At 69.6% G+C, this 25,818-nt stretch carries 21 protein-coding genes; 3 read left to right on the top strand and 18 right to left on the bottom strand.

Translation table 11 applies throughout. From position 1 onward, the window contains the following. Positions 1 to 16: 16 nt before the first annotated feature. The 5 genes from bamA to lysS all read right to left on the bottom strand — a co-directional run bounded on the left by bamA (position 17) and on the right by lysS (position 8,350). Complete coding sequence (gene bamA, locus IPJ17_15385; protein QQR72862.1) at positions 17 to 2,395, bottom strand: outer membrane protein assembly factor BamA; 2,379 nt, start codon at positions 2,393 to 2,395, stop codon at positions 17 to 19. A gap of 93 nt (positions 2,396 to 2,488) precedes the next feature. Continuing rightward, the gene (locus IPJ17_15390) at positions 2,489 to 4,915 is read right to left on the bottom strand and encodes an ATP-dependent Clp protease ATP-binding subunit (GenBank protein ID QQR72863.1); all 2,427 of its coding nucleotides are present in this window, start codon (positions 4,913 to 4,915) and stop codon (positions 2,489 to 2,491) included. Positions 4,916 to 4,956: 41 nt separating this feature from the next. Further along, positions 4,957 to 5,640, bottom strand: coding sequence for an ABC transporter ATP-binding protein (locus IPJ17_15395; GenBank protein QQR72864.1), 684 nt, complete (start codon positions 5,638 to 5,640; stop codon positions 4,957 to 4,959). Further along, positions 5,637 to 6,800: an ABC transporter permease gene (locus tag IPJ17_15400; protein ID QQR72865.1), complete on the bottom strand. Its 1,164-nt coding sequence runs from the start codon at positions 6,798 to 6,800 to the stop codon at positions 5,637 to 5,639. Before IPJ17_15400 ends, IPJ17_15395 begins: the two co-directional genes overlap by 4 nt. A 62-nt stretch (positions 6,801 to 6,862) precedes the next feature. Further along, complete coding sequence (gene lysS, locus IPJ17_15405) at positions 6,863 to 8,350, bottom strand: lysine--tRNA ligase (protein QQR72866.1); 1,488 nt, start codon at positions 8,348 to 8,350, stop codon at positions 6,863 to 6,865. 62 nt (positions 8,351 to 8,412) lie between these two features. On the opposite strand from lysS, the gene IPJ17_15410 reads away from it, so the two are divergent. Next, positions 8,413 to 9,240 carry a purine-nucleoside phosphorylase gene (locus tag IPJ17_15410; GenBank protein QQR72867.1) on the top strand — a complete coding sequence of 276 codons (828 nt, stop codon included), beginning with the start codon at positions 8,413 to 8,415 and terminating at the stop codon, positions 9,238 to 9,240. Positions 9,241 to 9,250: 10 nt separating this feature from the next. Here the strand turns inward: IPJ17_15410 and IPJ17_15415 are convergent, their stop codons facing one another. Further along, the gene (locus tag IPJ17_15415) at positions 9,251 to 10,783 is read right to left on the bottom strand and encodes a hypothetical protein (GenBank protein QQR72868.1); all 1,533 of its coding nucleotides are present in this window, start codon (positions 10,781 to 10,783) and stop codon (positions 9,251 to 9,253) included. 35 nt (positions 10,784 to 10,818) lie between these two features. On the opposite strand from IPJ17_15415, the gene hpt reads away from it, so the two are divergent. Beyond that, positions 10,819 to 11,385, top strand: coding sequence for a hypoxanthine phosphoribosyltransferase (gene hpt / locus IPJ17_15420; protein QQR72869.1), 567 nt, complete (start codon positions 10,819 to 10,821; stop codon positions 11,383 to 11,385). After that, positions 11,382 to 11,786 (top strand): RidA family protein, encoded by a 405-nt coding sequence (locus IPJ17_15425; GenBank protein QQR72870.1) that lies wholly within the window; start codon positions 11,382 to 11,384, stop codon positions 11,784 to 11,786. The genes hpt and IPJ17_15425 overlap by 4 nt, the downstream gene beginning before the upstream one ends. Positions 11,787 to 11,798: 12 nt before the next feature. Here the strand turns inward: IPJ17_15425 and IPJ17_15430 are convergent, their stop codons facing one another. The 12 genes from IPJ17_15430 to IPJ17_15485 all read right to left on the bottom strand — a co-directional run bounded on the left by IPJ17_15430 (position 11,799) and on the right by IPJ17_15485 (position 25,748). Beyond that, on the bottom strand, positions 11,799 to 12,860 hold the full coding sequence (locus IPJ17_15430) for a low specificity L-threonine aldolase (protein ID QQR72871.1): 1,062 nt from the start codon (positions 12,858 to 12,860) through the stop codon (positions 11,799 to 11,801). Continuing rightward, positions 12,857 to 13,825: a hypothetical protein gene (locus IPJ17_15435; GenBank protein ID QQR72872.1), complete on the bottom strand. Its 969-nt coding sequence runs from the start codon at positions 13,823 to 13,825 to the stop codon at positions 12,857 to 12,859. The genes IPJ17_15430 and IPJ17_15435 overlap by 4 nt, the downstream gene beginning before the upstream one ends. Next, positions 13,822 to 14,442, bottom strand: a complete 621-nt coding sequence (locus IPJ17_15440) for a riboflavin synthase (protein QQR72873.1) — start codon at positions 14,440 to 14,442, stop codon at positions 13,822 to 13,824. Before IPJ17_15440 ends, IPJ17_15435 begins: the two co-directional genes overlap by 4 nt. Then, a complete protein-coding gene (gene ribD / locus IPJ17_15445) occupies positions 14,403 to 15,494 on the bottom strand; it encodes a bifunctional diaminohydroxyphosphoribosylaminopyrimidine deaminase/5-amino-6-(5-phosphoribosylamino)uracil reductase RibD (protein ID QQR76195.1) in 1,092 nt (363 codons plus the stop codon). Before ribD ends, IPJ17_15440 begins: the two co-directional genes overlap by 40 nt. A gap of 22 nt (positions 15,495 to 15,516) precedes the next feature. Further along, a complete protein-coding gene (ftsY, locus tag IPJ17_15450; GenBank protein ID QQR72874.1) occupies positions 15,517 to 16,461 on the bottom strand; it encodes a signal recognition particle-docking protein FtsY in 945 nt (314 codons plus the stop codon). 9 nt (positions 16,462 to 16,470) lie between these two features. Then, positions 16,471 to 16,842 carry a hypothetical protein gene (locus tag IPJ17_15455; GenBank protein ID QQR72875.1) on the bottom strand — a complete coding sequence of 124 codons (372 nt, stop codon included), beginning with the start codon at positions 16,840 to 16,842 and terminating at the stop codon, positions 16,471 to 16,473. Positions 16,843 to 16,856: 14 nt separating this feature from the next. Beyond that, positions 16,857 to 18,614 carry an HD domain-containing protein gene (locus IPJ17_15460; GenBank protein ID QQR72876.1) on the bottom strand — a complete coding sequence of 586 codons (1,758 nt, stop codon included), beginning with the start codon at positions 18,612 to 18,614 and terminating at the stop codon, positions 16,857 to 16,859. Positions 18,615 to 18,657: 43 nt separating this feature from the next. Continuing rightward, the gene (locus IPJ17_15465; protein ID QQR72877.1) at positions 18,658 to 19,785 is read right to left on the bottom strand and encodes a 3-dehydroquinate synthase; all 1,128 of its coding nucleotides are present in this window, start codon (positions 19,783 to 19,785) and stop codon (positions 18,658 to 18,660) included. A gap of 67 nt (positions 19,786 to 19,852) precedes the next feature. Continuing rightward, a complete protein-coding gene (locus IPJ17_15470; protein ID QQR72878.1) occupies positions 19,853 to 21,994 on the bottom strand; it encodes a M3 family metallopeptidase in 2,142 nt (713 codons plus the stop codon). Between the two features lie 55 nt (positions 21,995 to 22,049). After that, entirely contained in the window at positions 22,050 to 23,816 is a 1,767-nt protein-coding gene (gene aspS / locus IPJ17_15475) for an aspartate--tRNA ligase (protein ID QQR72879.1), read from the bottom strand. A 61-nt stretch (positions 23,817 to 23,877) separates the two neighbouring features. After that, positions 23,878 to 25,197, bottom strand: coding sequence for a histidine--tRNA ligase (locus IPJ17_15480; GenBank protein ID QQR72880.1), 1,320 nt, complete (start codon positions 25,195 to 25,197; stop codon positions 23,878 to 23,880). Next, the gene (locus tag IPJ17_15485; protein QQR72881.1) at positions 25,194 to 25,748 is read right to left on the bottom strand and encodes a gamma carbonic anhydrase family protein; all 555 of its coding nucleotides are present in this window, start codon (positions 25,746 to 25,748) and stop codon (positions 25,194 to 25,196) included. The genes IPJ17_15480 and IPJ17_15485 overlap by 4 nt, the downstream gene beginning before the upstream one ends. Positions 25,749 to 25,818 lie beyond the last annotated feature (70 nt).

Genomic DNA, 25,818 nt, shown 5'->3' on the forward strand with positions numbered 1-25,818 from the left:
TTTTCACTCCTTCAGGTCAGAACGTGGTACCGATGCTGAACTGGAAGCTCTCGAACGTGTCGTCCGGGAGCGGGTCGAGGTTCTTCGCGTAGATGAAACGCAAGGGCGCGCCGAAGACCGGCACGAAGATCCGCAGCTCGGCACCGGCCGAGTAGCGCAGCGAAGCGAAATCGATCGACTGATTGTTGTCGTAGACCGCCCCGGCGTCGACGAAGCCGAGCACCCGGAACGGCCCGCCGACCAGGAAATGGTATTCGAGGTTGAGCTGCAGGAACTTGTTGCCGCCCTGCGGGAAGCCGAACTCGTCGTAGATGGTGTTGCCCTTCCGGTCGCGCACCCAGATCGAACGGAACTTGAAACCGCGCAGGCTGGTCTCGCCCCCCAGGAAGTAGCGCTCGAGGAACGACAGCTCGCGCCCGTTGATCGGCTCCACCCAGCCGGCTTCGGCGTTGACGGCGAACACCGTCTTGAACGGCTGGTAGCTGACCGGCAGGAAGAGCGAGTAGCCCGCCTCGGGACGGACGAAGTAGTTGTCGCCGCCGAGCACGCCCCCGGCGTATTCGACCGAGAAGCTCACCCGCTGGCCGCGCGTCGGCTCGACCCGGCTGTCCCGGCTCTCGAAGCTGTAGGAGGGACGGATCGACGAGTTGTTCAGCTTGTAGCGCTGCTCGACGATCTCTCCGTTGATGTTGACCAGGCTCCGCTGGTCGTCGAGGCGCGACCGGGTGAAAGCGATCGAAAACGAGCTGAACAGGCCGAACGAGCGACCGTAGCTCACCGTGGCGCCTTCGCTCTTGCGCTTGTAGGTCTGCCCGGCGAGCTGCGTGTAGTCAAGGTCGGACTTAAAGATCTGCAGCCCGACCGACTGCGGCCGGTCGAGGAACCACGGCACACCGTAGCTGACGCTGTACTCGTCACGGTAGCGGCCCGATTGGAAGGAAGCGCCGACCGACTCGCCGCGACCGAGGAAGTTCTGCGTCCGCACCGACAGCTGCCCGAAGAAGCCGTCCACCTCGCTCCACCCGCCGCCGACCTGCAGCTCGGTACGATCGGACTCCTCGCCGCGGATCTGCAGGTCGACCGTCTTCTTCTCGCTGTCGAAGTTGACGAACTGGACCGGGTCTTCCTCGTTCAGCTTGAAGTAGCCGAGCTGGTTGACCTTGAACAGGCTGTTCTTGACCGCCCCCATGTTGAGGACGGTCCCCTCCTGCACCCGGAACTCGCGCCGCAGGACCTTGTCGCGCGTCGTCGTGTTGCCTTCGAACTCCATCCGTCCGACGCGGTACTGGTCCCCCTCGCTCACGTGCACCACGAGATCGGCGACGTTGCCTTCGCGCTCCTTGATCTCGGGCTCGACCTGCGCGTAGATGTGGCCGAAATTGGTGTACAGCTCGCGCATCTGCTTCAGGCCGTCGTCGACCACCTTCGAGCTCAGCCAGCCGCCGTGGCGGCGCTTGAACTGGCGCAGCAGCGACTCGTCGGAGAAGACCTTGTTGCCGTCGATGGAGATCTCGCCGAGCCGCCAGCGATCGCCCTCGTCGATCGGGATGCCGACGAAAAGGCGCCGCTTCTGCTCGCGCGGTGTGGCGGCGTTCGGCCGCATCGCCCGCACTTCGATCGACGGGTCGCCGATGGTGACGTTCTTGTAGCCGGCGCTCCGGTAGAGCTTGCGGACGTTCTCCAGGTCCTCCTGGAAGGTCGCCGGGTTGTAGATGTCGCGCTTGAGCATCCGGATGATCGGACCGGTCTCCTTGGTCTTCTTCATCGCCCAGCGCAGGCGCCACTGGCCGAAGACGTCGGCACCCTGGAACTTGATGTCCTGGATGCGCACCCGGTCGCCCTCGTCGATGGTGAAGACCACGCGGCGCTCGCCGGGACTGACCGTGTCGAGGCGATACTTCGCCTCGGCGAAGCGAAAGCCCTTGTCGCGGTACATCTCCTCGATCACCGCCTTGAGCCGGGCCACCTCGCCGAGCGACAGGCCGCCGCCTTCGCGGACGTCGATCTGGTCCTTGGCGATCCGTTCGTTGACGTCGGTTCGGCTGACCTTCTTGAGCCCCTCGAACTCCAGCGACTTCAGGGTCGGCCGCTCGACGATCCGTACGTGGAGCTTCACGCCCCCCGCGACGTCCTCGGTCGAGACGCCGACGTCGTCGATCAGGTGGCGTTGCCAGAGCTGGCGGATCGCGCGATCCAGAGCCTCCGGGTCCAGCGTCTTGCCTTCGGCGACCCCGAGGTAGTACTTGACCGTCTCCGGGGGGAGACTGCGCAGTCCCTCGAATTCGATGGCGACGATCGTCTTGCCCTCGGCCGCAGCGGCCGGGACGGGGGCTGCCGCCAGCGCTGCCCCGAGGGCGAGCGCGGCGAAGCTCAGGCGCAGAATTCCTCTTCTCATGCGATCCGCTCCGCTCCTTCTGGCGGCCTGCTCCGCCGCTGTCGCGGGGAGCCTGTTGCAATCAAGATGCCACGGAATCGGCATTTCGGCCGATCAGGCGTCCGCGCGCGCCGCCTCCCGCATCCGGGGGACGAACTTCAGCTCGCCCCCGGCGATCGTCACCTCGACCGATTCGACCTCTTCGTCCCGACGCTGGATCAGGATCTCCGACACCGCGTCCTGGACGTGCCGCTGGATGGTTCGCCGCAGCGGTCGCGCCCCCGTCGAGGGGTCGAGCCCCGCGCGGGCCAGCAGCCACTCCCGCGCCTCGAGGGAGACCTCCACCCGCAGGTGCCGTTGCGAGAGCGTCTCGTTGACGTCGGCGAGCAGGATGTCGACGATGGCGCGCAACTCGGCCTCGGAGAGCGGGTTGAAGACGATCACCTCGTCGACCCGGTTGATGAACTCCGGGCTGAACGTCCGTCGCAGCTCGGAGAGGATCTCGTCCTCGATCCGCCGGAACGCCTCGTCGCGATCGCTTCCGGCGAATCCCATGCGACCGCCGCGCAACACCAGCTTGCTGCCGATGTTGGAGGTCATCAGGATCAGCGTGTTGCGGAAGTCGACCTGATTGCCGTAAGCGTCGGTCAGCGTGCCGTCGTCGAGGATCTGCAGCAGCAGGTTGGCGACGTCGGAGTGCGCCTTCTCGATCTCGTCGAAGAGGATGACCGAGTACGGCTGCCGCCGCACCCGCTCGGTGAGCTGGCCACCCTCCTCGTGGCCGACGTAGCCAGGAGGCGAGCCAATCAGCTTCGAGACGGCGTGCTTCTCCATGTACTCGGACATGTCGAAACGCACCAGCGCGGTCTGGCTGCCGAAGAGGAACTCCGAGAGACGCCGCGCCACCTCCGTCTTCCCCACCCCCGAGGGCCCGAGGAAGATGAACGAACCGACCGGACGTTGCGGATTGCCGACGCCCAGCCGCGAGCGCCGAATGGCGCGGGAGATGGCGCTGATCGCCCGGTCCTGTCCGACCACCCGCTGCTGCAGCGTCTCCTCCATGTGCAGCAGCTTCTCGGCTTCGTCGCGCTCGAGGTTGGCCAGCGGAATCCCGGTCCAGGCCGAGATGACCTCTTCGATGTCGCGCCGGGTGACTTCGAGGACGCCCTGGTCGTCGGACGCCGCGCCGGTCCGCTCGAAGTCCTCGCGCAGCTCGATCTCCCGCTCGCGCAGATAGACCGCTCGCTCGAACTGCTTCTCCGAGATCGCCGCCTTCATGTCCTTGACCACCTGGCGGATCTCCTGCTCGAGCCGCTTCAGGTGCTGGGTACCGCGGACGCGCCGCAGCTTGACCTTCGCCCCCGCCTCGTCGATGACGTCGATCGCCTTGTCCGGCTGGTGCCGGTCGGTGATGTAGCGCGACGACTGGTAGATCGCGGTCCGCAGGGCGTCGTCCTGGTAGCGGACCTTGTGGAAGCTCTCGTAGCGGTCGCGAATCCCCTCGAGGATGCCGTAGGTGTCCTCGTTGCTCGGCGGGTTGACCTGGATCGCCTGGAATCGGCGCAACAGCGAGCGGTCCTTCTCGATGTACTTGCGGTACTCCTTGAGCGTCGTCGCGCCGATGCAGGCGATCTCTCCGCGCGACAGCGCCGGCTTGAGGATATTCGCGGCGTCGAGCGAGCCCTCGGCGGAACCGGCGCCGATCAGCGAGTGGATCTCGTCGATGAAGACGATGATGTCGCGCGACTCGCGCAGCTCCTTGAGAATCCCCTTGAGCCGCTCCTCGAACTGCCCGCGGTACTTCGTGCCGGCGACGATCAGCGAGAGGTCGAGGGCGACGACCTTCTTCGATGCCAGGAAAACCGGCACCTGCCCCTCGACGATGCGCTGCGCCAGGCCTTCGATGATCGCGGTCTTGCCGACCCCCGGCTCGCCGAGCAGGATCGGGTTGTTCTTGGTGCGACGCGACAGGATCTGGACGATCCGATCGACCTCCTTGTCGCGCCCCACCAGCGGGTCGAAGCCGCCCTGGGCGGCGAGCGCCGTGAGATCGCGGCCGTACTCGGTGACGAACGGCAGGTCCTTCTTCTGCTGCGAGGCGTCGCGCTCCTTGGCGAGCGACAGGACCTCCTCGCGTAGCGCGAAGACGTCGAGGTTGTGCTGCGCGAGGATGCGCATCGCCATGCAGCCCTCGACCCTCATGATGCCGACGAGCAGGTGCTCGGAGCCGACCGCGGGGTGGGTCATGCTGTCGGCTTCGTGGGAGGCGTAGGCGAGGATCTTCTTGGATTCCTCGGAGAGCGGCAGCTCGGCGGTCGAAGAGATGCGTTCGACGAAGACCTTTTCGCCTTCGATCTCGCGGCGCAGGTCTTCGGCCCGCAGGCTGAACCGCCGCAGCAACTCGATGACGCTCTCCTCGCCTTCGCGCAGGATGCCGAGCAGGATGTGCTCGGATTCGATCACCCGGCTGCCGAGCTTGGAGGCCTCGTAGCGCGCGAAGAAGAGGGCGCGCCGCGCCTTCTCGTTGTACTTCTCAAACATCGCGCGCACTCCCTCGGGGCACGGAGACAAGCGCTGCGAAATCAGTACGATAGCGCATGGAGTTGCCCCATCTCCAAACTCAGGACTCTAGCACAGCGACCCGCCATCTCCGGGTTGTGGGTGACCAGCAGCGCGGTGGTCCCGTGGGCGCGGCGCAGCGCGAGGAGCTGCTCGAAGACCAGCTCACCGCTGGCCGGATCGAGGTTGCCGGTCGGCTCGTCGGCGAGCAGGAGCGGCGGCTCGAGCAGCAGGGCGCGGCAGAGCGCCACGCGCTGTTGCTCGCCGCCCGACAGCTGGTTCGGGAAGTGGTCGAAGCGTTCGGCGAGTCCGACGGCCGCGAGCAGCTCACGGGCCCGCCGTTCGGCGGCCGGCAGCGGCGAGCGCGCGATGCGAGCCGGCAGGACGACGTTCTCGAGCGCGGTGAAATCGGCGAGCAACTGGTAGAACTGGAAGACGAACCCCACCGTGCGGGCCCGGAAGGCCGCGAGCTCCGGCGGCGGGAGCCGATCGATCCGACGTCCGCCGACCGTGATCTCGCCGCCGTCGGCCGTGTCGAGCCCCCCCAGGAGATGAAGGAGCGTCGACTTCCCCGATCCGGAGGGGCCGACCACGGCGATCAGCTCCCCGGCGGCGACCTCGAGATCCGCGCCGCGCAGCACCTCGACGGTCCTCGACCCGTCGCGGTAGCTCTTCGCGAGCGCCCGGGCACTCACCGCGACGCTCATCGGCGGATCGCCTCCGCAGGGCGCGCCAACGCCACCCGGCGGGCGGCGTAGGCCGAGAAGGCGACGGCGAGGGAGAGTGCCAGGCCGACGACGGCCAGGACCTCGATGGGACTCGCGGCGAAGGGCAGGTAGTCGATGAAGTAGACCTCCCCGGGGAGACGGACCAGATGGTGGCGATCGAGCAACCAGGCGACTCCGGCGCCCACTCCCCCACCGGCGACCGACCCCAGGCCGGCGAGCATCCCCCCGAGCAGCGTGAAGGCTCGGCCGAGATCGCGCCCGGTCGCCCCCATCGCCGCGAGCGCGCCGACCTCACGCCACTTGGCCGATTGGACCAGGGCGAGGTCGGCCACCAGCGCCAGCGCCGCCACCACGACGATCAGGAAGACCCCGGCGAACATCACGGCGCGCTCCAGCCGCAGGGCAAAGAAGAGGGGGCGATTGAGATCCTGCCAGGTGAGAACCCGCGCCCCGGGCGGCAGGGCGGCGCGAAGCGTGTCGGCGAGGTCGAGCGCCGCGTCGAGGTCGCTGGCGACGACCTCGATCCGCGGCACGGCGCCGGGCAGCAGTCGCGCCGCCTCGGCGATCGGCACCGCGATGCGATCGACGCGCTCGGTCCGCCCGCTGCGGAAGACGCCGGCGATCGCCAGCGAAAGCTGGCGTGGAATCGGCCCGAGCGGCGAGAGCGTCGGCCGCGCCGAGACGAGATCGAGCCGTTCGCCGGGCCGCAACCCGAGTCGCGCGGCGAGGCCCGAACCGACGACGACGCCCGCGAGCCCGGCGTCGGCGCCGGGAAACGAGCGGGGCAACCGCGCCGAGTAGCCGACGATCTCGACCTCGCGCACCGCCCCGTTGGCCGCCACCCAGCCACGCCCTCGCAGGAGCTCTTGCGCCTCCACGACACCCGACTGGCGGCGGACGAGCGCCAGCCCCTCCGCACCGTCGACACCGGGTGGGAGCTCGATCTCGATCTGCGCCGTGCGCGAGAGGATCTCGCCGCGCAGCGCCTGCTGCAACCCGTCGAGCGCCGCCAGCGCCAGGACCAGCGCCGCGACACCCAGGGCGATGCCGGCCACCGCCACCGCCGAGAGGAAGCTGGTCGCGGCATCGCGGCGCGTGCTGCGCAGGTAGCGCAAGGCGAGCAGGAGCGGGAACGGCATGGTGACCGGCATTTCGGTCAAACGGCGCGGACGACCGGAGCTCCCGGGAGGAGGAAACGCACCTACCCGGCCCGTTCGGGGCGCATCAGCGGGAAGAGGATCACGTCGCGGATCGAGCTCCGATCGGCGAGCAGCATGGTCAGCCGATCGATGCCGATCCCCTCGCCCCCCGCCGGCGGCATGCCGTGTTCGAGCGCTCGCACGTAGTCCTCGTCGAAGCGATGGGCCTCGTCGTCGCCGGCGGCTCGAGCCGCCAACTGGGAGCGAAAGCGCTCGGCCTGGACGTCCGGATCGTTCAACTCGCTGAAGGCGTTGGCGACCTCCATGCCGCCGAGGTAGAGCTCGAACCGCTCGGTGAACCGAGGATCCTCGGGGCTCTGCTTGGCGAGCGGCGAGACCTCCACCGGGTAGTCGGTGACGAAGGTCGGCTGGAAGAGGGTCGGCTCGACCACCGCCTCGAAGAGCGCCATCAGCAGGTGCCCCACCGTGCGCGCCGGCGGCAGGTCGGCACCGCGGCGCGTGAGCTCGGCGGTGAGCACGGCGGGGTCGTCGAGATCCGCCGCCGCCAGGCCGGTCTGCCGAGCCACCGCGTCGCGCATGCTGACGCGTCTCCACGGCCGGGCCAGCGAGAGCGGCTGCTCGCGGAAGGTGAGCTCGGTGGTCCCGTGGATCGCCGTCGCGAGCCCGCTCAGCATCTCCTCGGTGAGGTCCATGAGCTGTCGGTAATCGCTGTACGCCCAGTAGAACTCGAGCATGGTGAACTCGGGGTTGTGCTGGGTCGAGATCCCTTCGTTGCGGAAGTTGCGATTGATCTCGTAGACACGGTGCAGTCCGCCGACGAGTAGCCGCTTGAGGTAGAGCTCGGGGGCCACGCGCAGGTAGAGGTCGAGATCCAGGGTGTTGTGGTGGGTGACGAACGGGCGTGCCGATGCGCCGCCGGCCATCGGCTGCATCATCGGCGTCTCCACCTCCAGGAATCCTCGGCCGTCCAGGAAGGAGCGGATGCCGCGGACGATCTCGGCCCGGATCTCGAACACGCGGCGCGACTCGGGATTGGCGACCAGGTCGAGGTAGCGCTGGCGATAGCGCGTCTCGAGATCGGCAAGCCCGTGCCACTTCTCCGGCATCGGCCGCAGGGCCTTCGCCAGCAGGCTCATCCCGTCGGTCATCAGCGACAGCTCGCCGGTCCGCGAGCGCACCAGCACGCCTTCCGCCAGGAGGTAATCGCCGAGGTCGGCCTGATCGAGGGCGCGGCGCGAGCTCGCCTCCAGCCGGTCCGGGCGGACGATCATCTGCAGCTTGGCCCGCCCGTCGTGAAGGTCGAGGAATCGGGTCTTGCCCATGTCCCGCACCGCGCGCAGGCGGCCTGGAACGCGCAACCGCAGCGGCGAGGCCTCGAGGTCCGCAGCGTCCCGCTCGCCGTGGCGGGCATGGACCTCGGCCGGCTCGAGATCGTAAGGCGACCGGGCGGGATAGGCTTCGATGCCGTCGGCGCGCAACGCCTCGCGCTTCGCACGGCGGACTTTGATCTGTTCGTCGAGCTCCGACATAGGAGGGCGAGGATATCGCACGGCGGGCGCGGACTGCCGCCGCCCGCGCTATCCTTGGGCTCATGCGCCACTGGCAAGAGGAGCTCGCGGCGTCGGTCGCCGCCTGGGATGCGCGCGGCTGGCCGCGTCCCGATGTCGTCGTCGTCTCCGGCTCCGGTCTGGCCGTCGACCTCGGCACCCCGCTGGATTCCGCACCGATCGCCGACCTGCTGCCCTTTCCGGTTCATGCCGTCGCCGGACATCCGCTGCGCGCCGAGCTGCTCCGCCTGCCTTCCGGCCGGGTGCTGCTCTCCAGCCGAGGCCGACTGCACGCCTACCAGGGCTACGAGCCCGGACAGGTCGTCTACATCGTCCGTCTGGCGGCCCTGCTCGGGGCGCGGACGCTCGTCCTGACCAACGCCGCGGGAGGCATCGATCCGTCCCTGGCGGCCGGCGACCTCGTCTTGATCTCCGACCAGATCAACCTCTCGGGGATGACGCCGCTCTGGGGAGAGCCGCCGGAGGCGTGGGGACCGCGGTTCCCCGACATGGTCGACGCCTATTCGGCCGACCTGCGCGCCCTGGCTCGGCAGCATGCCGAGGGCCTGGGCCTGACCCTCTCCGAAGGCGTCTACGTCGGCCTCGCCGGCCCGGCCTACGAGACCCCCGCCGAGGTACGGATGCTCCGCGCCCTCGGTGCCGACCTCGTCGGGATGTCCACCGTGCTCGAAGTGATCGCGGCGCGACACCTCGGAATGCGCTGTCTCGGGGTCTCGCTGGTGGCGAATCCGGCGGCGGGGGTGAGCCCGGAGCCGCTGGTCCACGCCGACGTGCTGGCCGCCGGCGCCCGGGCGGCGGGGAGGCTCCAGGCGATCCTGCGGGGCGTCCTCGAGGATCCTCGGCTCGGCTGACCCGATCCCTTCAGTTGGCCGGTCGATTGACCAGCAGCCAGAGGCCGGAGAAGTCCCGGATGAGGCGCATGCGCAGGAGCTGCAGGGCCTGCGCTTCGCTGAAATTGCCGTCCTGGATCGACTGGTCCATGAAGTGCTGGAAGCGCTGCACGAACGAGTCGGCAACGCGATTGGTCTGCCGCGCACGGTTGAAGACCGGAGCGTCGCGGGTCACCGCCGACTCGTCGAGCAGCCCCATGATCTCTTCGGCCTCTTCGTTGATGCGCTGGCGCAACGCCGCCGACTCGAGGACGAACTGCTCGAGCTCCCGGTCCACCGGCCGCGTCGAGGCGAGCCTCCGGTAGGCCGTCACTTCGCGAGGCTCCAGTCGCAGCGGGAAGACGTCGCGCAGCACCGTGACGCTCTTCGCCGGCGCGTCGGGATCGGTCGCCTCGAGGGCATCGACGATGCGTCGGAAGTAGCGCCCCAGGAGATCCTCGTTCTCGCCCGCCGGCGCCGCCGCGGCGCGCAGCGCCGTCGCCGGGGCGGCCTGCGTGTCGTCGCCGGTAAGCGGCGCTTCGTCGCGCGACAGGCGCGGCAGGAGCGACTGGACCTGCCGGCGGATGGCGAGCAGCTCGTCGAGCTTCACGTCGTCGCGGCGCTGCTTGCGTTCGAAGCGGTCGACGGCGTCACGCAACTCGGAGATCTCGCGGTCGAGCCCGGCGTCGGTGGGAACACGCCCTTCGAGGTCGAAGAGCTGCTGGTACTCGGCCACCAGCCGCTGCTCCTCGAGCCGATAGAACTGGCGCACCGCGTTCTTCAGGGCGATGTTCGTCTCGGCGATCGCCTGGAGCACCTCGGCGTCGAAGAAGACGAGTCCCATCTGGTGCTTGATGTCGCGATAGCGACGCACCAGGCCGCGCTGGTGCAGCTCCTCGAGCGACTGCGCGGCGGCGGCCTCGCCGCGCAGGGCGACGACCTCCTGTCGGCGTCGTTCGACCAGCTCCGGGCGCTGGCCGGTTGCCCCGGCGAGCGTGGCGAATCCGCTGAAGACCTCGCGCAGCGAGGCGCGGTCCCGGACGTTCGTCGACACTCCGCCGGAGGACGGCGAGGCCTCTTCGGCGAGCTTGGTGATCAGAAAATCGACCTTGTCGAGGCGATCGCCCGGCCAGTCCCCGTCCTTGGTCAGGTACAGGAAGAACCGCACCATCTGGGCGAGGACCTTCTCGTCCTGGTTCTTGACCCGATCGAAAAATTGGCGCAGCAGGGACGGCGAGACCCGTGCGTCGACCGCGACGAGAGCGTCGATCTGTGCGTTGAGCTGGCGCGAGACGAACTCGAGCTGCATCGACAACTTGTCGGAGACGCCACTCGTCAGGTTCTGCGAGATGTCCTTGAGCGCTCCATACACCACCTGGAAGTCGACTCGGGTCTTGCCGAGATCGAGATCCACGGATAAGTTCTGGAGGCCCTGCAGGAACTGGTGGTACGTCCACCCCGCCTTGAAACGGCTGGAAAGATCGACGTAGCGGGCGTGGATAGCGCCTATTTCTTGAACCGACACGGGATAGACTCCGAGCTCGAAGGGGATTCTACGGCATGTCCGCAGCAAACGCGAAGCGCATCGTTCGCCCCCTGATCTCGGCCGAGGCGATCCAGGCCAGGATCCAGGAGTTGGCCGACGAAATCAGCCGGGATTATGCGGGTTCCGAACGGCTGGTGGTCGTGGGCGTGCTGAAGGGATCGGTGCTGTTCGCCGCCGACCTGATCAAGCGCCTGACGGTACCGGTCGAGCTCGACTTCTGCCAGACGGCGAGCTACGGCTCCGGGACCACCGGGGGCGAGGTCCACATGAAGAAGGACGTCGACCTGCCGTTGCGCGACGCCGACGTCCTCGTCGTCGAAGACATCGTCGACACGGGTTGGACCCTCCGCACGCTGCTCGACCTGTTCGCCAACCGCCGCCCCCGCTCGCTCCGACTCTGTGCCCTGCTCGACAAGGCGGAAGCTCGCGAGGTGGAGGTTCCGATCGCCTACCGCGGATTCACCATCCCGCAGCAGTTCGTCGTCGGCTTCGGTCTCGACTGGGGAGAGAAGTTCCGCCAGCTCCCCTACATCGGCCTGGTCGAAACCGTCCACGAAGAGAGCGAGGAGAGCACCCGATGAGCGCCCCGACGACCGACTCGGCGATCCGTCCGCTGCACACCGACCAGGCTCCGGCAGCGATCGGCCCCTACAGCCAGGCCGTCTCGTGCGGCCCGTTCGTCTTCACCTCGGGCCAGGTGGCTCTCGACCCGAAGACCGGCGAGCTCGTCTCCGGCGGCTTCGAGGCCCAGGCGCGCCAGGTGTTCGCCAACCTCACGGCCGTCCTGACGTCGGCAGGCTGCGCCTGGAGCGACGTGATCAAGGCTGTCGTCTTCCTCGCCGAGATGAGCGACTTCCCGACGCTGAACCGCATCTATGCGGAGACGATGGGCGATCACAAGCCGGCGCGGTCGACCGTGCAGGTGGCCGGCCTGCCCAAGGGGGCACTGGTCGAAATCGAGCTGGTCGCCCGGAAGCCCTAGCTCGCGGACGGGCTAGACCGCCGCGACCGCCGCGGCAAGCTCCCGCGCCGCCGCTTCGACCTCGACGGTCGAGACGTCGCGGTGAGTGACCAGTCGCACACGCTCGCGGTCCATCGGCGACACGAGCACTCTCCGGTCGCGCAGGCGCCGCACGAGGCACCCGGCGGGATCGGCCTCCTCTGCCCCCTCACCTCGGCACAGGCGGAAGATCACGATGTTGGTCTCCACCGCACGCGGGTCGATCTCGACGCCGGGGATCGACGCCAGCTCGCCAGCCAGGAACGCCGCCTTCGCGTGATCCTCCGCCAGGCGCTCCGGACCACGGCGCAGAGCGACGAGACCGGCCGCCGCCAGGATGCCGACCTGGCGCATGCCACCGCCGAAAAGGCGTCGGATCTGGCGCGCCTCGGCAATCCGTGGGCCGGTCGACGCGAGGACCGACCCGACCGGAGCGCCAAGCCCCTTCGAGAGACAGAACATCACCGTGTCGAACCCGGCCGCAAGCGAGGCGGCACGCACCCCGAGCGCCGTCGCCGCGTTGAAGATCCGCGCTCCGTCGAGGTGCACCGGCACTCCGGCGCGGCGCGCCAGAGCCAGCACCGCGCCGATCCGCTGCGGAGCGAACACTCGCCCACCGGCGACGTTGTGCGTGTGCTCGACCTCGAGAGCCCCGGTCGGAACACGGTACCCTCCGCGCGGGACCAGCGCCGCCTCCCAGACCTCCGGCGCCGGCAGCCCGTCGCTCGACTCGAGCGCTCGCGGCTGCAGCCCGGAGAGCGCCGCCATCGCGCCCATCTCGTAGAGCAGGACGTGCGCCTGACGATCGCAGAGGACCTCGCTCCCCGGCGGTGCCAGCAGTCGCAGGGCGATCTGGTTTCCCATGATTCCCGACGGCACGAAGAGCGCGGCCTCGTGGCCGACCGCCGCTGCCGCCTCTTCTTCCAGGCGACGGACCGTCGGGTCCTCGCCGTAGACGTCGTCGCCGACCTCGGCCTCGGCCATCGCTCGTCGCATCTCGGCGTCCGGCCGGGTGACGGTGTCCGATCGCAGGTCGATCCACGGGCGGTCGCTCATCCCTCTCCTCCTCCCGACCACTCGCGTTCGAGTCGGGCGAGAGCTCTCGAGTCGCCTTCGGCAGCCCACTCCTCGACGATCTCACGCGCCGGTCCGGTGAGCCAGGGAAGCAGTCCGAGGTTGCCTTCACGGGCGAGGGCCGCGAGGTCCCGGTGGAAGCTCTCGGCCTGTCGCGCCGCACGCCACAGCTCGGCCCCGGCGCTCTCCGACCGGCCGAGCGCCGTCCACAACTCGGCCGCCTGCCCGAGTCGCCCGGCAAGTGCCCGGTTGCGTTCGGCGACCGGCGAGAGGAGGACCTTCGGGCGCGGGATCCCCCAGCGCAGACCGCGCCGGTCGGCGTCGCGCGCCAGCTCGCGCGCCGACGGCGGGTCGCCGTGGAAGAGCCGGTCGAACCAGGCAGCCCCCCCCTGGTCGACGAGCCGACGGCGCTCCCCCGGGTCGAGCTCGAGCGGCACGCCGAGGAGAGCGGGCACGCGCGCCGCGACGAGGGCGGCGAGCCCCTGCTCGCGTTCGTCGGCGAACTCCGCGGACGTTCCGCCGACGAGCGGCCAGAGGGCCACTTCGGCGCCGTTCAGCTCGTCGACGGACGGCCAGACCCCCGTCAGCAGGGCGGGAAGCAGATCGACGACGTCGAGCGCTCCGGCTGGCGGGCGCGGCCCGTCCGGGAGTCGCTGCCAGAGCACGGCACAGCCGCTGGCGAGGGCCTGGGTCGCCAGGGCGAATCGCCCCGCATCGTCCGCCGGGGAGACGGGAGCCAGATAGACGACCTCCGGAGGCTCCGGGGGAGCCTCGGGCAACGTCCCCGGGGATTGGGCCACCGGCGACTCGGCAGCGAACAACCCCGCCCGGGTGAGATCGATCGCCAGGCTGGGCGACTCGGGCCAGACGGCGGGCGCCCAGCGCATCCAGAGCCGGGACGGAAGCGCCCGCAGCTCGTTCCATCCGACCGGCGACGAACGGCTCACCGCGCCTCCGTCGGACGCTGCGTTCGGCGCAAGAGCTGCTCGACGTACTTGGCGAGGATGTCGACCTCGCAGTGCACGCGATCGCCGACTCGGCGAACGCCCAGCGTCGTCTGAGCGAGCGTGTGGGGAACGAGCGCCACACGGAAGCGGTCGTCGTGTCGCCGGGCCACGGTCAGGCTGACTCCGTCGATCGCCACCGAGCCCTTCTCGACGAGGTAGGGCGCCAACTCTCCGGGAAGGGAGAAGGTGAGCTCGCGATGCTCCGAGAGGTCGCGTCGCTCGAGTAGACGCAGCACCCCGTCGACATGCCCCTGGACCCAGTGTCCACCGAGGGCGTCGCCGAGGCGGAGCGCCGGCTCGAGATTGACCGGCTCGCTGCGCCGCAGTGCACCGAGCCGGGTGCGTCGCAGCGTCTCCGGAGAGAGCTCCACCGAAGCGCTCGTGCCATCGAGCTCGACGACGGTGAGACAGACGCCGTCGACAGCCAGGCTGGCCCCAATCTCGAGCCGGCCACCGAGGTCGGCTCCGAAGCCGACGCGCAGCCGTTGACCGCCGCGCCCCGAGGTCGTCGGCTCGGTCAGGACCTGCCCGATCTCTCGCACAATTCCCGTGAACATCCGGCTCGCAACCCCTCGATCGTCAGATCCCCGCCGCGACGCGCCCATCGCCAGCCTTCGAGACGCGGCAACTCGGCCAGCGGTCCCAGCCCGTCGCCGGCCAGCGGCCCCCGGGCTCGCTCCCCCCCGATCAACAGCGGCGCGACCGCGACCAGGACGCGATCGAACGCGCCCGCGCTCACGAACGACGCCGCGACCTCCGCTCCCCCTTCGACGAGGACGCTGCCGACACCTCGCCGCGCCAGGTCCGCCAGCACCGAGGAGGGAGTGACCGCAGGGAGCGGAACGACGCTCGCGCCACGGCTCGCGAGCTCGCGCTGGCGAGCCGTGTCGTTCGATTCAGTGTACAGGAGGACCGGACCACCGCCGGCGAAGAGCCTCGCGCCGGGACCGACGCGCAGGCGACGATCGAGCACGACACGAAGCCCTGCCTCCCCGGCCAGTCCGAGCCGCCGGTCGAGCCGGGGATCGTCGGCGAGCACCGTCCCGCTGCCGACCAGCACCGCGTCGTGCTCTTCGCGCAGCGCCAGCGCCCAGCGACGCGCCGGCGGCGAGGTGATCCACTGGCTCTCGCCCTGCTCGGTGGCGATTCTGCCATCGAGGCTCATCGCCCACTTGAGGGTCACCAGCGGTCGTCCGAGCAGCTTGGGGACGAGGTAGCGCAGGTTGAGCCGGATCGCCTCGTCGGCGAGCAGGCCCGTCGCCACGTCGATCCCCGCTCGCCGCAGCGCCTCGACTCCGCCGCCGCGCATTCTCTCGTCCGGATCGAGATGCGCCACGATCACCCGCTGAACGCCTGCCGCCACCAGCGCATCGACGCAAGGGGGCGTGCGCCCATGGTGGCGGCAGGGCTCGAGCGTGACCACCACCGTTGCCCCGCGAGCCGCCTCGCCCGCAGTCCGCAGTGCCTCGACCTCGGCGTGCGGCCCGCCGACGGCCCGATGCCACCCTTCGCCGACTCGCGCGCCGTCGCGCACCACCACGGCCCCGACCATCGGGTTCGGGCTGGTGCGATAGCGGCCGCGCGCCGCCAGGGTCAGCGCACGCCGCATCCAGGGGGTCCAACCCGCCAGATCACTCGACAAGCGCGGAGGCGAACTCCCGGGGACGGAACTCGATGAGGTCGTCGGCCTTCTCCCCGACGCCGAGATAGAGCACGGGCAGCCGCAGCTCGCGGCCGATCGCCACGACCATCCCGCCCTTGGCCGTGCCGTCGAGCTTGGCGAGCAGCACGCCGTCGACGTGCGCCGCCCGGAGGAACTCGCGCGCCTGCGAGAGCGCGTTCTGTCCGGTCGTGGCATCGAGCACGAGCAGCGTGCGCTGACTCCAGTCGGGAGCCTCGCGTTCGACCACCCGCCGGATCTTGGCGAGCTCGGCCATCAGGTGCTCTTTGTTGTGGAGGCGCCCGGCGGTGTCGATGATCAGCTCGTCGACGCGGCGCGCCCGGGCCGCCTGCACGGCGTCGTACACCACGGCCGCGGGATCGGAACCCGGAGCCTGGCGGATGACCTCCACCCCGAGCCGCTCCCCCCACAAGGCGAGCTGGTCGATCGCCGCCGCACGGAAGGTGTCGCCGGCCCCGAGCAGGACACGTCGGCCGGCGGCGAGCGACCGCGCCGCCAGCTTGGCGATCGAGGTGGTCTTGCCGGCGCCGTTGACCCCGACCACCAGGGTGATCGACGGCAGCCGCGGCTCGGGCGGTCGCGGCACCTCGTCGAGGAGGCGAGCGATCTCTTCGGCGAGCAGGAGGCGCAGCCCCCCGGTCGCGCCGGGACCGCCGCGACGCACCCTCGTCTCGACTCGCTCGAGCAGCAGCTCCGAGGTGGCAAGGCCGAGGTCGGCGCCGAGCAGCGCCTCCTCCAGCCGCGCTCGCGCGTCGTCGTCGTAGCGTGCCGGTCCTTCGAGCGACGAGCCCATCTGCCCGACCAGACGAGTATGGGTGCGCGAGAGTCCCTGCTTGAGCTTGTTCCAGAATCCGCGCTGCGTCTCGCCCGCGGCCGAGTCGATCCCGTCTGCCATGGTCGGATCCTATCCGCTCGAGAAGAGCGCGCGCGTCAACTGCTCGCTCGCCTCCCGCAAACTCTGCCGGGCGCGGGCCACCATCGCCGGGTGGCGCTGCACGAGGACGAGATAGTAGCCCTCGGGCAGCATCATCACGTGCAGGTGGAGCGCCGCCTTCTCGATGTGCACGAGCAGCGGCTCGCCGAGGTCGTAGCCCGTCAGGAAGCGGCCGAGCTGCCGGGCGTAGATCCCCGCGTAGGCACCGAGAATGCGCGCCTGGTAGGGGCTGAAGTCGGTGCAGGCGAGGTCGATCGTCTCGCCGGAGTCGTCGAGGAAGAGCACCCCCACCGCCCCGTCATTCTGGGCCAGGAGGTTGGCGAGAACGTACTGGAAGGGCATCGTGCGGACGGGCTCTAGTGGCTCGCCGCCACCGGCAGCTCGGCCTCGTCCCGGCCCGGCCGCACGAGCTCGAGCTCACCGGCCTCGAAGGCGCGCAGGAAGGCGGTGACCACCTTGGCGTCGAATCGCGTCCCGGCGATCTTGGTGATCGTCTCGACGGCCACGGCCGGCTCGTAGGCGGTCTGGTACGGACGGCTGGTGGTGATCGCGTCGAAACAGTCGGCGACCGCCACGACGCGAGCCATCAACGGAATCTCCTCGCCACGCAGCCCGTCCGGGTAGCCGCGGCCGTTCCAGTTCTCGTGGTGCCAGCGCACGGCCGGCAGCGAGTCCTGCAACGCCTCGAGCGGCGCCAGGATGTCGGCGCCGATGGTCGGATGGCGCTTCATCTGCTCGTACTCTTCGCCGGTCAGCACCCCGCGCTTGTTGAGCACCCGGTCCTCGATGCCGATCTTGCCGATGTCGTGCAGCAGCGCGCCGATCCACAGCCGCTCCTGGAACTCCTCCGACTGACCGAGGTGCCGCCCGATGACTCGCGAGATCGCCGCCACCCGCTCGGAGTGACCGCGGGTGTACGGGTCCTTGGCGTCGATCGCCGCGGCGAAGGCGCGGATCGCGCTGATGAAGAGCTGCTGGTTGGCGCTCGCCGCCTTCTGGAGCTGGGCGACGTAGTCCTTCACGTGGCCGCCCATCCGATTGAAGTCGTGCGCCAGCTCGGCGAGCTCGTTGGTCATCTGCTCTTCCGGCAGGCGGCGATCGAAGTTGCCGGCGGCGATCTCGTGCGTCGTCTGGGCCAGCACCTGGATCGAGCCGCCGACCCAGCGCGAGATCACGGCGGCGAAGAGGAGGGCGAGAAGGACGAGCAGAAGCGTCGAGATCACCGCCGTCCAGGCCATCTGGCGGGCGGCGAGGAAGGCCATCGACGACGGCTTGTGGACGACGATCCCCCACCCGGTCTCGTCGACCGGACTGACGCGGCCGACCATCCTCACCTCGCGCCCTCCCGAGAGCACCTGATACTCCGAGGTGAGGTTCAGCGGCTTGCGGGCGAAATCGCGCAACAGGTCGGAGTTGGCGAGCGAGGCCTCGACCTCCGGCGTCGCGCCGACCGACCAGAGGATGCGCCCCTGCCGGTCGACCAGGAAGGTCTGGACGTCGCCCTGGGCTTCGCGCTCGAGCACGGCTTCGATGAGCCCGAGTCGGGCCACCGACTGGACGACGAGCTCGAGCCGCCCGTCTTCGCCGAGCACCGGCAACGAGAGGGCGACCACCGGCTCGTTGGTGCGAGGCAGAACGGCGAAGCCGTAGGCTGGCCGACGGCTCTCCACGGCCTGGTCGAACACCGGGTCGAGGATGGCGGCAGTCGCCTCGGCGAGATCGGAGGGGGCGAAGCGCGGACCGGCGCCATCGACATCCAGGACCTGCAATTCAATCACCGCGCTGTTGCTGCGCAGGAATCCCTCGAGGTACGGACCGACCCAGGGCTCGCGGAGACGTCCGGCTACGTCGCCGGCCGGCGACAGCGCGAGAAGACCGATCCCCACCTGCTGCAACTGGCGTCGCAGCCCCAGCAGGTGGTCGTTGAGCTCGCGGGAGAGTGCGGCCGCCGAGCGTGTCAGGAAGGCCTTCTCCTGGGTCTCGAACAGCTCGCGGTTCTGGCGCACCAGGAGGATGCCGTTGATCGCCAGCGGCAGGATTCCCGACCCCAGCAGGAGCAGGAACAGGAGGTGGCGCAGGCGTAGCCGGCGCAGGATCTGGTGAATGCCAGGCATCTGTGCGAAGCGCCGCCAGTCTCTCGGGCGGCGCTCGAGCGGATTATAGATCCAAGGAGCCGCGCTCCCCGGCGGCGAAGGCGAGGAACCGCGGCACCAGGGCGTCGATCACTTCGGCGGGCACGGCCACGTCCCAGCATCCTTCGCCGAGGCGCCGAGGAAGGACCCAGCCGAGCCCGCGTTCCCGCGCCTTCTTGTCGCGTCGCAAGGCGGCGAGAACCGCCTCCGGGGAGATGGCGCGCGGCCGCCCGGGCGCCAGCCGATCGAGCAGGCCGTCCAGCCGCGGCGCCAGGTCGGCGGCCCAACCCTCTCGCCGGGCCAGCAGCATCGCGAAACGCATCCCCCAGGCCACGGCGTCGCCGTGTCGCAAGGAGCCGTGGCCGCTCGCCGTCTCGATCGCGTGACCCAGCGTGTGACCGAAGTTGAGCAGCTTGCGCTCCGCGCGCTCTTCGGGGTCGATCTCGACGACCCGCACCTTGGCGCGGGCGGCCGCCGCGGCGACCGGCCCGAGGCGCTGGCCATCGCCGGCGAGCAGCCACTCGAGGTCCCGTTCCAGCAGGCTGAAGAGCCCGGAATCGAGCAGCGCCGCCATCTTGATCGCCTCGGCAAGGCCGCCGCGGAGCTCTTCGACCGGCAGGGTGCGCAGCCAGGCGGACTCGGCGACGACGAACGCCGGGTGATGAAACAGACCGACCAGGTTCTTCCCTTCTGGCAGGTCGATTCCGGTCTTGCCGCCGATCGCCGCATCCACCTGGGCGAGCAACGTCGTCGGTGCCTGGGCGAATTCGATGCCGCGCAGGAAGGACCCGGCGACGAAGCCACCGAGGTCTCCCACGCTCCCGCCGCCGAAAGCCAGGAGCCGGCTGTCGCGCTTCCCTCCGGCCGCGGCCATCGCGCTCCACAGCTCGCCGGCGCAGGCGAGCGTCTTGGCGGCTTCGCCGTCGAGCGTCTCGAGCTCGGTCACGCGAGCGGCACAGCGCCGCAGCGGATCGAGGCTCGCGCCGTGCAACGACCGAACGCGAGGGCAGGAGAGCAGGAAGAGGTGACGCCCCTCCACCCACTTCGCGAGCTCGGGGAGGAGCGTGTCGAAGGCACCCTCTCCGGCGGCGATCTCGGTCTGGCCGCGCGGATGCCGGAGAGGAAAGCGCTGGACCGCGTTGGGCTCGCTCACAGAGCGGAGTCTGACACGACCCGGAGGCCTGCCGACCGGGAGCGCCCCGGCCGGCAGGGAGAGGGACTCAGGGAGCGCCGGCCGGCTTCGCGGCCTCCGCCGGCACGGGGAAGCCCCGGTCCTTCATCAGTGGGCCGATCCCCGCGTCGCGCCCGCGGAAGGCGCGGTAGCCCTCTGCCGGATCCACGGTATTGCCGACCGAGAAGACGTGATCCCGCAGCCGCTTGGCCACGGCCTTGTCCCAGGGTCCTGCCCCTTCGACGAACGCCTGCCAGGCGTCGGCGGTGAGCGTATCGGCCCACAGGTAGCTGTAGTAGCCGGCCGAATAGCCGTCACCGGAGAAGACGTGGGTGAACTGCGGCGTGCGGTGGCGCATGACGATCTCGCGCGGCATGCCGAGAGCCCCGAGCGTCTCGCGTTCGAACTTGTCCGGGTCGATCGTGACGTCGCCGGCCAGGTGCAGCTTCATGTCGACGAGCGCGCTCGCCAGATATTCGACCGTCTGGAACCCCTGGTTGAACGTCGACGCGCGCTCGATCCGCTCGACCAGCTCGGCGGGGATCGGCTTGCCAGTCTGGTAGTGGAGCGCGAAGCGGTTGAGTACCTCGGGCGTCGGCAGCCAGTGCTCCAGCAGCTGCGACGGGAACTCGACGTAGTCGCGCGCCACGGCGGTCCCGGCGAGGGTCGGGTAGGTGACGTTCGACGACAGGCCGTGGAGGGCGTGGCCGAACTCGTGGAAGAGCGTCGTGGCGTCGTCCCAGCTGATCAGTACCGGCTCGCCCGGGGCACCCTTCACGAAGTTCGAGTTGTTGGAGACGATCGTCGTCACCTCGCCGTCGAATCGCTCCTGGGTGCGGTAGGCGTTCATCCACGCGCCCGAGCGCTTGCCCGGCCGGGCGTAGGGGTCGAAGAACCAGAGGCCGACGTGCCGGCCGCTCGCCGCATCGGTGACCTCCCAGACCCGGACGTCGGGGTGGACGACCGCCACCCCGCTCACCGGCGTGAAGCGGAAGCCGAAGAGCTCACCGGCGACCCAGAACATCGCCTCCCGCAGCTTCTCGAGCTGCAGATAAGGCTTCACCGCGTTGGCGTCGAGGTCGTACTTGGCCTTGCGCACCTTCTCGGCGTAGTAGCGGTAGTCCCAGGGCTCGATCGTCAGCTTGGCGCCCTCGCGGTCGGCGAGCGCCTGCATGTCGGCGACCTCCTCGTGGACGCGCGCCACGGCCGGCTTCCAGACCGCTTCGAGCAGCGCCATGGCGCGCTCCGGCGCCTTGGCCATCGCCACCTCGAGCCGCCAATGGGCGTGCGTGGCGTAGCCGAGCAGCCGGGCACGCTCGAAACGCAACTTGAGGATCTCGGTGATGATCGCGTTGTTGTCCTTCGCATCCCCGTTGTCGCCGCGGCTGTAGTAGGTCTTCCAGACCCGCTCCCGCAGATCGCGCCGGTCCGAGTAGGAGAGGAACGGCTCCATGCTCGAGCGGGTGTTGAGGATGGCCCACTTCCCCTCCTGGCCGCGTGCCTTCGCCGCAGCCGCCGCGCCGGCGATCACCGAATCGGGAAGCCCGGCGAGGTCCTCGCGGTGGTCCAGATAGAGGACGTAGTCCGTCTCGTCGGCGAGGACGTTCTGACTGAACTGGGTGTAGAGCGTGGCCAGGCGCTGGTTGATCGCCGACATGCGCTCCTTCGCCGCCCCGTCGAGCTTGGCGCCGGCGCGCACGAAGTTGTTGTAGATCAGCCAGACGAGGCGCTGTTGCTCGGCGCTCAGACCGCTGCGCTCGCGTGCCTCGTAGACCGTCGCGACGCGCGCGAAGAGCTTGGCGTTCTGGGTGATGCGATCGGCGAAGGCCGCCAGTTTCGGGGCCATCTCGCGCTCGACCACCTGGAAGTCCGCGGTGTTCATCGTCGAGCTGAAGACGCCGTAGACCGTGCTCACACGGTCGAGCGTCCGGCCGGCTCGCTCGAGCGCGGCGATCGTGTTGGCGAAATCCGCCGGTGCGGGGTTGGCGGCGATGGCGTCGATCTCGGCGAGCTGCTCGGCCATCGCGGCCTCGAGCGCGGGCTGGAACTGCTCCACCTTGGCGAGGTCGAACGGCGGCACGCCACCGTACGGCCCCTTCCAGGGCGCGAGCAACGGATTGGCAGTCGGCGCCGGGGGCGTGGCGGCCATCAGCGCTGCCACCGCCAGCCCGGAGAGCAGGGTTGTCGGCATGTCGGAGCCTCCATGGGTGAAATCACGCGACGCGGAGCGGGCATTTCCGTTCGGCTCAAGACGATCCGCGCCGCGGTTTGACCGCGACGCCGAGCTCGTCGAGCTGGCGCGCGTCGACGGACGAGGGAGCCTCGGTCATCAGGCAGGTCGCCGAGGCGGTCTTCGGGAAGGCGATGACGTCGCGCAGCGACGCGGCGCCCGCCATCAACATCACCATGCGGTCGAGCCCCAGGGCGAGACCGCCGTGCGGCGGAGCGCCGAAGCGCAACGCATCGAGCAGGAAGCCGAATCGCGCGCGAGCCTCCTCTTCACCGATACCGAGCAGGCCGAAGACCCGCTGCTGGACGTCGCGATCGTGAATGCGGATCGATCCGCCGCCGAGCTCGGTGCCGTTGAGCACGACGTCGTAGGCGCGTGCCATGACCGCGCCGGGGTCGCTCTCCAGCCGGTCGAGGTCGAGCGGGCGCGGGCTGGTGAAGGGATGGTGCATCGCCGCCCAACGACCCGCCTCGGCATCCCACTCGAGCAGCGGGAAGTCGGTCACCCAGAGGAAGGACCAGCGATTCGCCGGAATCAGGTCGAACGCCTTGGCCAGCTCGAGTCGCAGCGTGCCGAGGGCGTTGGCGGCGACCTTCGCCGGACCGGCGACGAGGAGAGCAAGCCCGCCCTCTTCGAGACCGAGCGCCGCCGCGGCCCCGTCCAGTTCCTCGGCCGTGAGAGCACCCTTGACCTGGAAGGCCAGCTCGCCGTTCTGCCGACGCAGGGTCAGGACACCCGCGGCTCCGGACTTGCGGGCCACCTCCGCCCAACCGTCGACCTGCTTGCGCGACGCGCCGGCACCTCCGGGCACCACGAAGCCACGCACCACCCCGCCCTGCTCCACCGCTTCACGGAAGCCGCGGAATCCCGAGGCGCCGAGACGGGCCGAGAGATCGACGATCGGCAGGTCGAAGCGCAGGTCCGGGCGGTCGCTCCCGTAGCGCGCCATCGCTTCGGAATAGGACATGCGCCGGAACGGCGTCTGCGGCTCCACGCCGACAATCGGGAAGAGACGTGCGAAGAGCCCTTCGATCAGCTCGTAGATCTCCTCTTCGGTCGGGAACGACATCTCGAGGTCGATCTGGGTGAACTCCGGCTGGCGATCCGCTCGCAGGTCCTCGTCGCGGAAGCAACGAGCGATCTGCACGTACTTCTCGAATCCCGCCACCATCAGGAGTTGCTTGAACAGCTGCGGCGACTGCGGGAGAGCATAGAACTCGCCGCCGTGCACGCGCGACGGGACCAGGTAGTCGCGCGCGCCTTCCGGCGTCGACTTGGTCAGAATCGGCGTCTCCACCTCGAGGAATCCCTGCTCGTGGAAGAAGGCCCGCGCCGTGTGCACGATGCGATCCCGCAGGAGGAAATTCCGTTGCAGCTCGGGGCGGCGCAGGTCGAGGTAGCGATAGCGCAGGCGCATGTCGTCGAAGACCTCGGCGCGGGCGTCGAGCGAGAAGGGCAATGGATCGGCTTTGGCGAGAATCGTCGCACTCTCCGCCGCGAGCTCGATCTCTCCGGTCGCCATCTGCGGGTTCACCGCCTGCACCTCGCGCGCCTTGACCGTCCCTTCGATCTCGATCACCCATTCCGAGCGCACCGGCTCCAGGCGTGCCGCGAGCTCCGGGCGATCCTCCGGATGGACCACCACCTGGCAGAGCCCGCTGCGGTCGCGGACGTCGACGAAGACCAGCCCGCCGAGGCTGCGGCGCCGCTGCACCCAGCCCTGGAGCTTCACCTTCGTGCCGATGTCCGCCTTCGTCAGGGTACCGGCGCCACGTCGTTTCATGTCAACACCTCAAGTACCTTCCGAGAGAAAAGAAGAAGATGTCCGGGTAAGGAAGGAGGCCTTACTCGTCGACGCCTCGCCGTCGGCTGAGCGCCCCGCCGAAGTACCGGTCGTCAAGGTAGCGGATCGCGGCGGAAATCGGAAAGGAGGCCTTCTCCTTGGTCTCCAGATCGCGGATCGCCACGGTATCGCTCGCGATCTCGTCCTCGCCGAGGAACAAGACGACCGGGGAGCGCAGGCTCGCTGCCAGCTCGAAGACTCGCGGCGGTTTGGCGGCGGTCTCCACGACCGGCAGGCCAGCCTCCCGCAGCCGTTCCGCGCGCACCGTAAGGAGTGACACGCCGTCGGCGGTTGCGGGCAAGCGGCCGGCAGCGGCGAGCAGCACGGGGCCGCGCGTGCGTTCGGGAGCGCGCAGCGGCGAGCTCTCCGGGAGCACGTCGAGCAGCCGGTCTTCGCCGATCGCGAAGCCGACGCCGTAGGTGGGCGGCCCGCCGAGCTCTTCGACGAGGCCCTCGTAGGCGCCGCCGCCGCAGATGGCGTTCTGCGCGCCGAGCCCCGCGGAGACGATCTCGAAGACCGTGTTCGTGTAGTAGTCGAGGCCGCGCACCAGGCGAGGCTCGACGCGGTAGGAGATCTCGAAGTGGTCGAGATGCGAGCACACGACGGCGAACCGGGCGCGGCTCTCCTCCGTCAAGAATGACTCCAGCGTCGGCGCACCACTCAAGAGCTGCTGCTCGTCCGGGTCCTTGGTGTCGAGGATACGAAGCGGATTGAGCTCGAGCCGCCGCCTGCTTTCCTCGCCCAGACCGTCTTTTCGAGGTTCGAGATAGGCGACGAGCCCCGCGCGATAGGCCGCTCGCGACGCACTGTCGCCCAGGGTATTGAGCAGCACCGTGAGGTCGGCGAATCCCAGCTCCCGGAGGAAACGGACGAGGAGCTGCAGCACCTCGACGTCCGACGGCGCGCCTTTGCCGCCGAGCAGCTCGACGCCGATCTGGTGGAACTGGCGGAAGCGGCCCTTCTGCGGGCGCTCGTAGCGGAACTGCGGACCGATGTAGAAGAGGCGCACCGGCTGCGGCAGGGTCTGCATCCCGTGCTCGACGTAGGCACGGCACACCGCCGCGGTGTTCTCCGGCCGCAGGGTGAGGCTCCGCTCCCCCTTGTCGGTGAAGGTGTACATCTCCTTGCCGACGATGTCGGTCGTTTCGCCCACGCCGCGGGCGAAGAGCTCGGTCTCCTCGAAGATCGGCGTGCGAATCTCGCGGTAGCCGTAGAGCGCGAAGACACGGCGCGCCGTCTCCTCCACCGCCGCCCAGAGGCCGGTGGCGGGAGGCAGCAGGTCGCGCGTGCCCTTCGGCGCGCGGAAATCTCTTGAGCTCATCGTCCTTCCCCCCTCTCGAGGACGGTCGGGTCCGCCGCCGGTGCCGCCAGATATTCGTCCTTGACGCCGACGTAGCGCCGGGCGATCTCGCGGATCCCCTCACGCTCCTCCGGCGAGAGGGCGCGGACGACACGGGCCGGGACGCCCATCACCAGATGCCCGCTCGGCACCCGCATGCCCGGAGGGACGACTGCGCCGGCTCCCACCTGCGCCTCGCTCTCCACCACCGCACCGTCGAGAACGATCGCGCCGATGCCGATCAGGCAGGCGTCCTCGAGGGTGCAGCCGTGGATCATGCAGGAGTGGCCGATGACCACGTCGTCGCCGATCGACAGCGGAAAGCGCTCGTGGGTGACGTGCAGGACGGTCCCATCCTGCACGTTGCTGCGCGCACCGAGGCGGATCCAATGGACGTCGCCGCGGGCGGCGGTGTGGAACCAGAACGAGCAGTCGTCGCCGACCTCGATGTCGCCGGCGAGCTCGGCAGACGGCGCGAGGTAGACGCGGCGGCCGAGCCGCGGGAGAGCTCCGCGATAGGGATAGGTCGGCATGGCGACGGATTCCGGCACGCACGGACGGCCATCTCACGCCGCCGCGCCGCGCCGCCGATCATACCGTGAG

The sequence above is a fragment of the Holophagales bacterium genome, from assembly GCA_016699405.1.
Classification (GTDB): Bacteria; Acidobacteriota; Thermoanaerobaculia; order Multivoradales; family JAGPDF01; genus JAAYLR01.

Excerpts from the sequence above, each read along its gene's own strand:
- bamA (QQR72862.1), bottom strand. The coding sequence starts at position 2,395 with ATGAGAAGAGGAATTCTGCGCCTGAGCTTCGCCGCGCTCGCCCTCGGG.
- IPJ17_15390 (QQR72863.1), bottom strand. The coding sequence starts at position 4,915 with ATGTTTGAGAAGTACAACGAGAAGGCGCGGCGCGCCCTCTTCTTCGCG.
- IPJ17_15395 (QQR72864.1), bottom strand. The coding sequence starts at position 5,640 with ATGAGCGTCGCGGTGAGTGCCCGGGCGCTCGCGAAGAGCTACCGCGAC.
- IPJ17_15400 (QQR72865.1), bottom strand. The coding sequence starts at position 6,800 with ATGCCGTTCCCGCTCCTGCTCGCCTTGCGCTACCTGCGCAGCACGCGC.
- lysS (QQR72866.1), bottom strand. The coding sequence starts at position 8,350 with ATGTCGGAGCTCGACGAACAGATCAAAGTCCGCCGTGCGAAGCGCGAG.
- IPJ17_15410 (QQR72867.1), top strand. The coding sequence starts at position 8,413 with ATGCGCCACTGGCAAGAGGAGCTCGCGGCGTCGGTCGCCGCCTGGGAT.
- hpt (QQR72869.1), top strand. The coding sequence starts at position 10,819 with ATGTCCGCAGCAAACGCGAAGCGCATCGTTCGCCCCCTGATCTCGGCC.
- IPJ17_15425 (QQR72870.1), top strand. The coding sequence starts at position 11,382 with ATGAGCGCCCCGACGACCGACTCGGCGATCCGTCCGCTGCACACCGAC.
- IPJ17_15430 (QQR72871.1), bottom strand. The coding sequence starts at position 12,860 with ATGAGCGACCGCCCGTGGATCGACCTGCGATCGGACACCGTCACCCGG.
- IPJ17_15440 (QQR72873.1), bottom strand. The coding sequence starts at position 14,442 with ATGTTCACGGGAATTGTGCGAGAGATCGGGCAGGTCCTGACCGAGCCG.
- ribD (QQR76195.1), bottom strand. The coding sequence starts at position 15,494 with ATGCGGCGTGCGCTGACCCTGGCGGCGCGCGGCCGCTATCGCACCAGC.
- ftsY (QQR72874.1), bottom strand. The coding sequence starts at position 16,461 with ATGGCAGACGGGATCGACTCGGCCGCGGGCGAGACGCAGCGCGGATTC.
- IPJ17_15455 (QQR72875.1), bottom strand. The coding sequence starts at position 16,842 with ATGCCCTTCCAGTACGTTCTCGCCAACCTCCTGGCCCAGAATGACGGG.
- IPJ17_15460 (QQR72876.1), bottom strand. The coding sequence starts at position 18,614 with ATGCCTGGCATTCACCAGATCCTGCGCCGGCTACGCCTGCGCCACCTC.
- IPJ17_15470 (QQR72878.1), bottom strand. The coding sequence starts at position 21,994 with ATGCCGACAACCCTGCTCTCCGGGCTGGCGGTGGCAGCGCTGATGGCC.
- aspS (QQR72879.1), bottom strand. The coding sequence starts at position 23,816 with ATGAAACGACGTGGCGCCGGTACCCTGACGAAGGCGGACATCGGCACG.
- IPJ17_15480 (QQR72880.1), bottom strand. The coding sequence starts at position 25,197 with ATGAGCTCAAGAGATTTCCGCGCGCCGAAGGGCACGCGCGACCTGCTG.
- IPJ17_15485 (QQR72881.1), bottom strand. The coding sequence starts at position 25,748 with ATGCCGACCTATCCCTATCGCGGAGCTCTCCCGCGGCTCGGCCGCCGC.